Here is a 10,624-nt window from a genome sequence, read left to right on the forward strand (position 1 = left end):
TTAATAACTGATCTCCAGATCAGTATCCGGAACACAGCAACACGCTAAGACCATACCGGCCTGACGATCTTTATCTTCCAGTGCAGGAACATCCGGCTGAGACACCCGCCCTTGGGTCACCTTCACCCGACAAGCACCACACAACCCGGCCCGGCAGCTATTGCTGATCGCGATCCCTTGATCTTCCGCCTGTTCGAGCAATGTCTGTTGATTATTCCCCGCCACTTGCTGACCGTTAATCGTCAGGGTCACGTTCAGATGCGGACGTTCAGCAATTTTCTGAGCGCCGAATGCTTCCTGATGATAATAGTTCGCTGGTAAGCCAGCTTTCATCAGCAGGTTTTTCGCTTTTTTCATGAACCCGTCCGGCCCGCAGACAAACACCTGACGCCGCTCTACATCTTGGACCTGCCGCAAGTGCGATAAAGAAAACCGTCCTTTCAAGCCGAACCAGTCCTGTGGCGGCTGTGTGAGAGAAATTATCACCTTCAAACCAGAATGCTGATTGTTCAGCTGCTCTAACTCTTCACGGCACGGAATATCATCCACCGAACGGCATTGATGATAGAACACCACATCCCGGATTTGTTGATGATCCGCCAGATAACGCAGCATCGACAACATCGGTGTCACACCACTGCCGGCAGACAGAAGTAGCAACGGCGAATGCGATGAATCCGATTGTAAATAGAACTCACCATTCGGGTCTTGCGCCTGAAGGACATCTCCGATTTGAAAATGATCGAGCAACCAGTTCGATACCCGCCCGCCGTTCATCCGCTTGACTGAAATTGCCAACCGTCCCGGCCGGGACGGGCTGGAAGAAATCGTATAGTGACGATGGATCGTTTCGCCATTAATAGTTAACGCAATCGGTAAATGCTGTCCCGGCAGATAAGTCAGGGTTTGCCCCTGCTGCGGCTCCAGCCAGAATGTAACAAAATCCCGGGCGATCTCTTCTTTCTCGACACAAGTCATGGTCTGCCACTTCGGCTGCTCATCGGGATATTGTTCTTTGTCTTTATATTCCAGCACTTCAACCACATCATCGACCTGCACCATTCCCGCAGTCCGAACCACCATATTCTGACCAAAGAACACGCCGCCTGATGTGCCACGCCGGAATTGCATTAATGTTTTCAACGGTTCTTGTGACGCTCTCAACTGACCGCACTCCGGCTCAACCGTGGTTAAAATGCAGCGCTCACAGGGTTTAGCCTGTTCAAATTCAGCCGTCCCGATCCGAATACGCTTCCAGCTATCTTCAGCAAATGGTTCGGTCCCGGCCACGACAATATTGGGTCTGAACTGCTGCATGACATGTTGTTCAGGACTGCGACGATTCAGTTCATCCAACGAGCCTTGACTGATAATCAATAAGGGATAGCCATCGGCAAATCCAACCGCATTACCGACCGATTCACGATAGCGCTGCGAATGCTCGCCGGTAAACACCAGTTCAACCTGGCGGTCAATAACCCGACTAAACCAATCATTGGCTTCATCAGTGGTAGTGTAAGCAGTGAAAGTATCACGCCAGACCGTGGTGGAGATTTCCTGCATTTTAAAATCAGCATAGCGAATGCGCAGCGGCGGTTGCCCCTCGGCCCGGAATATGACTCCGTCAGGCATCAGTGCCGAGCGCACGGTCACCAAGCGGGGAAACTTTCTGGCAGTCACCATGTTTCCGTCCGCTAACGCCAGCATAAAACGTCGGTCAAAGGCCAGTCCTTCTTTATCCGCCCAGCTTTGTGATAGCGAAATCCCACCCACGGATTTCACCGGATAAACATGAATTTGATCGACTTTTGCTGACATGCTGTTGCTTTCCTTGGTTTTGAAGTAGTAGCGGATAAGCATATCATGATAAATCGAGCATCCAAGCGCAACCGCCGGATTTTATTAAAACCCCCCGGATTTAATAGATGAAATGGATTACTTTTTCTTCTATGATTCACACGCATTCACTCAGTTCACCACACCGAATCAACGCTGGTGAGCTGACATTTCAGTATCAGAGATAAAGGTGGAAATCTTTCATGACAATACTCACGCTGACCCGCCCCGATGACTGGCACGTACACCTCCGGGACGGAGACGTTTTGCCAGACACAGTCAGAGATATCAGTCGCTATAACGGCCGCGCCCTGATTATGCCCAACACGGTTCCACCGACCACCACACCCGAAATGGCTCAGGCTTACCGGCAACGGATTATGGACGCTCAGCCCCGCCCCGGATTCACCCCCCTGATGTCACTGTATTTAACCGATAACACCACGCCTGAAATCATTCAGCAGGCCAAATCATCCGGCGTCGTTGCCGCTAAACTGTATCCGGCCGGTGCGACCACCAATTCCGATTCGGGCGTCACCGCCGTCAGCACCATTTATCCCGTACTCAAAACCATGCAAGACGTGGGTATGTTGCTGTTGATCCACGGTGAAGTCACCCGCCATGAGGTTGATATTTTTGATCGGGAAGCGACGTTTCTGAGCGATGTACTGGCACCGATTGTGCGCGATTTCCCTGAATTGAAGATCGTCGTTGAACACATTACCACCGCGGATGCGGTCAGATTTGTCGAGCAGGCCGGCCCCAATGTGGCTGCGACAATCACCGCGCATCATCTGTTGTATAACCGCAATCATATGTTGGTCGGTGGTATCAAGCCTCACTATTACTGTTTGCCGATTCTCAAACGCAATACGCATCAACAAGCGTTGATTCAAGCGGCCACATCCGGCAATCCGAAGTTCTTCCTCGGCACCGATTCCGCCCCCCACACCAAAGCAAATAAAGAAAATGCGTGTGGCTGTGCGGGCTCTTATACGGCTCACGCCGCGATTGAACTGTATGCAGAAGTCTTTGAACAAGCCGGTAAACTGGACTATCTCGAAGGGTTTGCCAGCCACCATGGGCCGGATTTCTACGGCTTACCACGGAATACCGACACCATCACGCTGGTCAAAACCCCTTGGCAAGTCCCTGAAGTGATGCCATTCGGCAGCGAAACCGTGGTGCCAATCCGGGCAGGTGAAACGATCACATGGCAGGTTAAATCCGACGCCTCGGCTTGAGCTTTTTGAGCGGGCTTTGCCCGCTCTTTATAAGTTCAATAGCCGTACTAAGGATAAACCGTCCTAAATCAGGGCTATATTTTAGCTTTCTGTTGGTCGACGATATCAAGTAACGCTTGATGAATTGATGTTCGATCAACGCTACCTGCTTCTTGGCAGACAAAAGCAGCCCCCTCCTCAGCCAAGATTTCAATGGCTTGAGGCTTACAGTTTTGCATAAAACTAAAGTGCGACGCACCTTTGATTTCTTTGTAAGAGAGTTGGCTCTGGTGAGCCGTTATATAAGGAAGAATTTGTAACTTCGGCGGAATCGTCTCATCGAGTTCACCACCGACGATCACGGTTTGAGCCGACAACGTCTCTAACGATTGCGGCAATATCGCAGGCACATAGCCCGGTACGATGGCAATTGCTTTTGTGACGCGTTTATCTCGGTAATCACCGGAGATCAGAAGATGCTCCTGTTGAGAAAGACCATCAAACGTGTTTTTGTAGTAGTTGCATGAGTCATCATGGTGTTGATGACAGTATGCCTGATACCCCGAAATATCGAATCTTGCCCCGGCTAATGCCAGTGCTGTATAGCCGCCAAGAGAGTAGCCGATAACCGATATATTATCTTTGTCTATGTATTTAGCGTAATCACCTGAGAGTATCTGATCGATCAGAAAAGAGACATCTCGCGGTTGCTCCCACATTCTCAGCACGCGCTCAGGGGTCGCTTGTCCTGTGGTATAACCGGGATGATTTGCTGACACAACGAAAGCACCTTGCTCTGCCAGATTGCTTCCCAGCCATGATAGATTCTTCCAGTTCCCTGAAGTGCCGTGAACAAGGATGTATAGCGGTAGACGCTTACCCTTTGGTGCTGCGTCCTTTGCAGCCTTAAATCCATAGAAAGCCGCATTTTCAGCAAAAATATTCTCCGGTGCATTCATCGCTGTCGGATAGAAGAACTTAACTTCAATGGTTCTCTGCCTTACAAGATCCTGATAGCTCCCTTCTGCAATCCCTATCGTTGCCAAACTTACCGGACTGAAGCAACACAGAAAACATAATATGATTTTTTTCATAATTTCCTTTATCAACTAACGTAAACCCAAAAATAGAACAGCGTTAAGATGCGACGAGCAAGTGCCAAACTTGAGTGAACCGAAAATGGCACGCGTTGACCATTACGCCGAAACACTTAGTTCATAGCTGAAATCCAGAGCGGATGCACCCGATAAATACAGCAGATAAAGACCGCCCACAATATTCACAATCATGCTCACTTTCGAAAAATTAAACCGTTTTTGCACCATGAACCATAATGCCGGAGCCAGTCCCGGCAATGCCTTTGAAAACCCCGCTCAACCCGCAGTCTGCAACCGGGTTATTTGGCTCGGATTGAGTCAGGAAATACGCCATTCTCGTTTGCTGTATATCGATGACTGCTCATTCTCTAGAGCATTTTTCTGCTTTTGTTTGATGTCATCCCATGACATGCCATTTTCAATTGCAGAGACAAAACCGCATTTAAATAATCCCACAGAACACCACTTAATTCATCTTCAAGATAGTCCAAGCGCTCTTTAGAGAGTTCCTCAATCACTTCATCGGCTTCTTTTTTAATTTTCAGCCAAAAGTGTATAGAGCTCTGGGAATTCACCCATTCAAAACGACACAGAAAAACGGATGCTCAACTGAGAATGGACTAAACTAAATTCAACGAATATGCAAGTTTCATAACACAACATCGCATATGTTTTATCCGTAAAACGTCGTTATGCCTTTGTTTTATACAGAGGATAATAATATGCTTTCTAAACTGAACTACCTGAACGTCGGAGATGCAGGCACATTTCGTAAAACCGGCAAGTACTATTCAACCCCAGAAGATGTAGATGCCCTCATCGAATTCTTAAAAACCCAAGATAAACTCGTGATCCACTTTCATGGTGGATTAAATAAAGAAGCCGTCGGCATGCAAATCGCCGAAAAACTTTCCAAAAGCTACAAAGGCGCGCACCCATTAACGATTGTCTGGGAAACGGGGCTGCTAGAAACCGTTCAGGATCGTATCACCGATGTCTACAAAACGAAGCTCTTTAAAAAACTCATGCTCTGGGTCGTCAAAAAAGCAAGTAAATACCTTCCCGCAGATTTTCAAATCGGCGCAAAAGGCGCTAAAGAGCTTACAGATGCTGAAATACTTGATGAACTCAATAATGAGCGACCTTTTGAGCATTTAACACCGACCCTTTCTCAGGGGGCTAAAGGTGCGGATTTTTCCCTGACAGAGATGGAGCTGGATAATCTGATCGATGAAATCGAAGCAGAGCTTGAGGCAGAAATCGATATGACAGACCCGCAAATCAGCGCGATGCTCACCGGTTACAATGCACAGAAAATAACCGGACCGCAAACCACAAAAGGACAAGCGAGGGGGATCTCCGTTAAACTGATCAAAGATTTAGCCAAGCTGAGCGTGCAAGTCATCCGACGTTTAGCCAATGGGACACATCACGGTTTATACCCCACCATTGTTGAAGAAATCCTGCAACAGTATTACCTAGCCGATGTCGGGGAGTGGGTCTGGGGAGGGATGAAATTATCAGCTCAGGAAATGTGGCAAGAGAATACCAATCTCAGCGGGATCGAACAACATGCGGGCACATATCTGCTGGAAAAACTGATCGCCTTACAACAACAGCATCACATTAAAATTGATATCGTTGGTCATAGTGCCGGGGCCATAGCCATCTGCCACCTGTTCAAAGCGATGAAACAACGCCAGCAATCACTCGATATCCGCAACTTAATTTTTCTGGCTCCGGCAGCCAGATATGATTTATTTATACAACACATCCTCCCTCAACCAAACTTCTACCAGTCGTTCAAAATGTACACCATGAGTGACCAATATGAATGTAATGACATGCTGGTTCCCTACGTTTATACCCGCTCGCTGCTCTACTTTATCTCCGGTGTCCTTGAAGGGAAAGATGATATGCCCATCATTGGCATGGAACGGTATATCAGCCAGCCAGAACAATACAAAGAAAATGCTTTCGCCAAAGTCAGAGATTTTATGCGTCAGGATAACCGCTTAATTCTGTCCAATAGTAGCGAGTTAAACCCGGGGGCGGTGGCACCATTTATCACGACTTCAGAAACACACGGAGACTTTGACGATGATGAGGCCACCATCAGTAGCATCAATACACTACTGCAAGAGGGCTAGTTTCAATGGCAACGTATCCAAATGACTATGGGTTGGTCGTTGGGATTAACCACTATCCTGGCTTTAAGAACTTAAGTGGGGCAATCAACGATGCAATAGCGTTCGATAACTGGCTGACCGATACCAACGATGGTGGCGGTCTTCCTCAAGAAAACAGACGACTCATTGTGTCTTCTGCCGACGCCAATAAGCCGATTCAAGAAGATATTGATGTTGCACTTGTCGAGTTATTTGACCGGATTGGAAGTAATCAAGTGCGCCGCTTTTACTTATATTTCAGCGGACACGGTCTGGCTAGCAGCAGTATGGGCGCAGACTTGTGTTTATCTGTTTGGTCGCATATCAGACGCAATGCCGCGCTGGACTCCGAGGCTTACTATGAACTTTTGGCTGGCACCGGGCGCTTTGAAGAGATTGTCTGCTTTTTTGACTGTTGCCGGGTCAGACTCAGTAATAGCAAAGGCGCAGCATCCTCTTTAGGCCGTCCCAAACCCGATCAACTCTCTGGTCATGAAAGACGCATGATCGCTTATTCCACAGAGTACCAAAATGCCGCTTATGAAGCGGAAAATGATATCGACAGTTCAGACGTCAGAGGATATTTCACCCAAGCACTCCTAGAAGCGCTTTATGGCAATGCCGCCCAAACTCAAGGCGGTGTACCGGCAAAACGTCTGAAGCAATATGTTGAGAATCGAACCAGAGCTTTGGCAGAAAACGACGGGAAGACTCAGATACCAGAAGTGGATATCAGTTTTATCAGTGAAAATGAACCTATTTTTGGTGACGCGCTGCCCTCAAGAAAAGTCGTCATTGCGTTTAGCACAGCCAAAGTTGGCAGAAACATCGATGTCATTGGGCCTGAAGATAGTGTTTTGAAAACAATTGTCGCGACAGAGCAACCGGTGAGCTTACCTCTGGGGGCTGGCATACATCTGTTATGTGACGGTGTCGATGGTTCCAACATTGCGATAAGAGAAGGAGACGAACATGTCAAATTCTAACCACAATTTAACCATTACCCTGAACCATCCGGAGTTACAAATAACACTTTACGACGGTTTTGGTGAGGTCGTCGCCATGATGGCGGATGACCCGAAATTGGAACGGACCCAAAACAGTTCGATACAGGTCATCGACTCCTATAGCAATTCCGTGACACTGACACTCCCAAAAGGCATTTATCAGGTGGAAGGTAAGTTAGGCGGGCAAACCCAATCGACGGCCGTCAGGTTAAATAAAGATATTTCAACGCTAGCGCCTCAACCAGAGGTCTATAGTGCTGTTCCGCTATCAAATACAATCACATCGCATCATTACTATGAGCAAGCGGCAGCGGCATTAAGTCAAGAAACGTCAAGTAAAGAAGCATCGACTGATCATACAAACCAACCCAATCTCGTATTCATGATTCGAACGATCAATCAGGCGCAGGCACAGCCTATCCGCGCCTACTTTCGAATTTCAGGGGAAGATAACAACGTAGTATTTGATTCAAGGATACATGCCACGATTCAAAATGAGAGTCAGGGCTGGCTCGGCTTTTCTCTGGCACTACGTCAAGGCGGCTATATTGTAGAGTTGATTGAACAACAGATTGGAGAACAACCGGCACAGCAGCGGGCGATACCGATATGGTTAACCGACCGTTTTCAAACACAGATATTCAGTTTATACACAAAGGGGCAGATCGCTTATGACAGTCTCCGGCTGCTGATGGCTGACAGGTCTTTAGGTTTCGATCCTCAAGACCAGACCCTCGCCTCAACGGAAATCATGACAACTTCGTTGATCGCCGGGACGCAAGGGTTGTCAGGTCAATCGATGCGCATCGCGCTCAGTGGTAAATTTGCTAATCCTATCGTTGGGCTGTTTGCTGCCCATACCTTATTGAGGAGAAAGACACTCAATCAAGATTTATTGCGTGTCGTCATAGAAAATTTGGAACGGCTTCTAGGCGACTCTCCCGATGTGAAAGCACTGAAAGTGATGTTTAAACTGAAACTCACTGAAGATATCGGCGAGATGACATTCGATTTTCCCCCGACATTACGGGCCGGCTACCTTGGCGTTGTCGATGCAGATAGTCACAACCCTTCCGTTGTAGAAGAAAACAGCCTGTTCGAAAAAATTGGCGTTGGCATTTGTACGGATTCTCCGTTTGTTACATGGGATTTGTCTCAAACAGAAAAACCAGAAGAAGCTTTAGAGTGGGTCAAACAAAACATTGTTTCATCAATCGCGACCTTTGCTGCACGGCCAACCACCTCAACACTCCCAGTCACGGCAGAACTCTCTAAAACCATGGGGATCACGCAAAACTTACTCCAGAATGCCGCGCTGAGTATCTTAAAAGGCGCAGGCCAACAACCCGCAGCGGGAGAATCAGCGCTTGATTTCATGAATCATCAGTTGCCGGCCTTTGATGACAATCATCGGGCAACGCTGAAAAACTTAGAGACACAGTTAAGTGCAGATGAAACATACCAGTGGATTACGAACAATATCTCGACGGAGAAGTAGCGCTGCTCGTCATGGTCGATGTTTCGGGGCTTGAGAGCAGCCATTGTTGTTGGATTCCAACCTCTGGCCCCGAAATATGACGCACAAACATGTTTTCCAATTTCAGAAGCATCGGTGCCTAGTGCGCCAGTGACACTTGCCAAGATGCAAGCGTCACCAGAACATCTTTTTTGTTTGGCTTGGTCACACGCTTTCCAGAACCAGCTTTTACGGGCGTCCTGCCCGGAAAAGCCTAACCATTCATCCGTGAATGGTTTTCTTTGTTTGGTGGTTAGTTTGAATTGGGTGAAACATTCTTAGAAAGCTAATTTCCTGATAATAAAAACGCTGCAATTTTATACAAAACCTACCTACATCAAAAAATGTCATTGTTTATGTTAATTTTTTCTGGCGATTTTATGTATCTTATTCAATGCTATGCATTGTGTTTGTGTTTGGATGCTTATTCGCGAATAAATGGCGCTTATCCGGGATGTGTATGGTGGGTGGGGGAACGTTAGTCAATCATTTGTGAGCAAATTAGACAGCGTTGTGCTGTGATTTCTGCCGCAGTGACATTTTTCAATGGTATTTGTCTGTTTTTTCATGCTATTAGGACAGAATTTTCAACGGGTGGAGGTAAGTTATACAGAAGTATTCCTATAGAATGGTTCTGTATCATAAACTGTTACACCTCTTAATGAGATCATATGGACACTAAAAAATTACGTATTAAGTACAATAATGACTGGCCAAAACCCTTCGATTTTCCTGTGGAAGAAGCTTTCCTGAATAGGCTTCAGTCCAAGGGTCTTCAGCAAGCATTAGTCTCTTGTGATTTGGGCTACTCAGATGATTACCAATTTCAATTCTATCTAGGTTATCTGATTGATGCTCTTGATATGCTTCCTAAGCGTCCTGATCTAGCATTTGATCATGTTTGGAAAGCGTTAGACTCCGAATTTTTCCTTGTACAGCAAGAGATAGGAAACCAAAATTGTTCGCGATTTGATGGATTTGTTGATCGCATCCTAAATGATGGAAAATCTTCAGCAGTATTTCTAAATTATCTGCCTCTAATCCCATACCAGACATGCGAATATGCTGCGAAAAGAGTTATCGAAGCATCTAACGAAACTGACAAACATGCTAAAACATTATTCTCTAGGGCTAAGAGTTCGCTAGGGGCTAGTTTCGTCGAAAAATTTGTAGCCAAGTACCCACCGGGGACGAATGGCAAGCCTACACCAGCCGATCAAAGAAAGGCCGGTCGGCTATTAAAGTTAATTTTTAGCGGTAATGAAGTTGATCTTGCTGGTGATATTTTTTCATTTTCAGATGAGGAGATATCAAAATTTCTTATAAAAGTAGTCTTAGCGAACTCCAGAAATGAGAGGTTTCATGGTGGTGTTTTTCCACCATTCAGAAGTAGTTCAGCAAAATTGGCTACATATGCCCATGCCTATTACTTGCTGCACATTTCATATGGGCTGTTACTCGATGTGTTCCTATATAGGGATCACGGCGTCGTTCAATCGAGTGAGGTGGTCTCGATTATGAACAATAACTCAACATTATTTAGCCTCCTTTTTGGTGAGTTGAGCTAGGTGTAACAAGTCAAAGCTGCGCTGCTGTTTGAGGCGTTGTTGCATTTCAAGCGGAAATAATCTCTCAAGAAGAAACTTATTTTGAGGATGACTATTGCCTATTCAAAGCCTCAAAAAAGGAAGAAGGAAAGGTTGAATTTAATATGTCTTGGATACCTGCTTCACTTTTTCAAAAAACTGATCATTATTTAAATTTGAGAGATGAAGTA

The 10,624-nt window shown here is 46.4% G+C and carries 8 protein-coding genes and 1 pseudogene; 5 read left to right on the plus strand and 4 right to left on the minus strand.

Annotation, left to right across the window (positions count from 1 at the left end; all coding sequences use genetic code 11):
- The gene (locus tag AC55NX_RS18405; RefSeq protein ID WP_496997054.1) at window positions 1-1,818 is read right to left on the minus strand and encodes an MOSC N-terminal beta barrel domain-containing protein; all 1,818 of its coding nucleotides are present in this window, start codon (window positions 1,816-1,818) and stop codon (window positions 1-3) included.
- A gap of 221 nt (window positions 1,819-2,039) precedes the next feature.
- Between AC55NX_RS18405 and pyrC the strand changes: the two genes are divergently transcribed.
- A complete protein-coding gene (pyrC, locus tag AC55NX_RS18410; protein WP_496997055.1) occupies window positions 2,040-3,080 on the plus strand; it encodes a dihydroorotase in 1,041 nt (346 codons plus the stop codon).
- 74 nt (window positions 3,081-3,154) lie between these two features.
- Here the strand turns inward: pyrC and AC55NX_RS18415 are convergent, their stop codons facing one another.
- The 3 genes and pseudogenes from AC55NX_RS18415 to AC55NX_RS18425 all read right to left on the minus strand — a co-directional run.
- Entirely contained in the window at window positions 3,155-4,153 is a 999-nt protein-coding gene (locus AC55NX_RS18415) for an alpha/beta hydrolase family protein (RefSeq protein ID WP_496997056.1), read from the minus strand.
- Window positions 4,154-4,364: 211 nt separating this feature from the next.
- Window positions 4,365-4,490: a hypothetical protein gene (locus AC55NX_RS18420; RefSeq protein ID WP_496997057.1), complete on the minus strand. Its 126-nt coding sequence runs from the start codon at window positions 4,488-4,490 to the stop codon at window positions 4,365-4,367.
- Window positions 4,475-4,698: pseudogene (locus AC55NX_RS18425) on the minus strand (MazG nucleotide pyrophosphohydrolase domain-containing protein); the annotation flags it as partial. The pseudogene AC55NX_RS18425 and the gene AC55NX_RS18420, both read right to left, overlap by 16 nt.
- Before the next feature lie 180 nt (window positions 4,699-4,878).
- On the opposite strand from AC55NX_RS18425, the gene AC55NX_RS18430 reads away from it, so the two are divergent.
- The 4 genes from AC55NX_RS18430 to AC55NX_RS18445 all read left to right on the plus strand — a co-directional run bounded on the left by AC55NX_RS18430 (window position 4,879) and on the right by AC55NX_RS18445 (window position 10,415).
- Entirely contained in the window at window positions 4,879-6,306 is a 1,428-nt protein-coding gene (locus AC55NX_RS18430) for a hypothetical protein (protein ID WP_496997058.1), read from the plus strand.
- Window positions 6,307-6,311: 5 nt separating this feature from the next.
- Window positions 6,312-7,310, plus strand: coding sequence for a caspase family protein (locus AC55NX_RS18435; RefSeq protein ID WP_496997059.1), 999 nt, complete (start codon window positions 6,312-6,314; stop codon window positions 7,308-7,310).
- Window positions 7,297-8,829: a hypothetical protein gene (locus AC55NX_RS18440; RefSeq protein WP_496997060.1), complete on the plus strand. Its 1,533-nt coding sequence runs from the start codon at window positions 7,297-7,299 to the stop codon at window positions 8,827-8,829. Before AC55NX_RS18435 ends, AC55NX_RS18440 begins: the two co-directional genes overlap by 14 nt.
- Before the next feature lie 689 nt (window positions 8,830-9,518).
- Window positions 9,519-10,415, plus strand: coding sequence for a hypothetical protein (locus tag AC55NX_RS18445; RefSeq protein WP_496997061.1), 897 nt, complete (start codon window positions 9,519-9,521; stop codon window positions 10,413-10,415).
- The last annotated feature ends 209 nt before the right edge of the window (window positions 10,416-10,624 follow it).

The organism is Vibrio rubrogenes, assembly GCF_059641415.1.